This is a genomic window from Mixta theicola, from assembly GCF_002895925.1.
Lineage (GTDB): Bacteria > Pseudomonadota > Gammaproteobacteria > Enterobacterales > Enterobacteriaceae > Mixta > Mixta theicola.
Map to the genome: position 1 here is coordinate 1 of NZ_NWUO01000060.1, position 563 is coordinate 563.

A 563-nucleotide genomic window follows, 5' to 3' on the forward strand; every position below is an offset into this window, starting at 1 on the left:
CAGTCCGGGCAAAGCGATGCTGAAGCGGAGCATTTCGTGTGGGATGAACACCGTCAGCTGACTGCGGTTCGCCGGGGAACCCGTCAGGTACGCTATGGCTATGACGGCCTGGGTCGCCGGGTCTTTAAGCAAACCGACGACGAAACCCGCTGGTTTTACTGGCAGGGCGATATGCTGGCTGGCGAGGTGGCCAGCGCCGGTACTCCCCCACTCCAGGCCCGGTCCCTGTTTGATACCGGAAACCGCCTGAAACGACAACGGATGCAGGCTCAGCTTTATTCTGCCGTGCGGGAATATGTTTATTATCCGGGCAGCTTTCAGCCGCTGGCGTTGTTAACCCGTCATGACGACATGCGCCAGAGCTTTCACTATCACTGCGACCCGAATGGCGCGCCGGTCAGGTTAACCTCGCTGAAAGGCGACATTGTCTGGTCAGTGCAGCAGGGCGCGTGGGGAGAAAAAGGAACGGTACATAGCAATCGGATTGAGAATCCGCTACGCTTTCAGGGGCAGTATTACGATGCGGAAACGGGCCTGCACTATAACCGTCATCGTTATTATGA

At 57.4% G+C, this 563-nt stretch carries 1 protein-coding gene; it reads left to right on the plus strand.

Annotation, left to right across the window (positions count from 1 at the left end; genetic code table 11):
* The coding region (locus COO59_RS20620) for an RHS repeat domain-containing protein (protein WP_205960899.1) at positions 1–563 on the plus strand (563 nt) is incomplete at both ends.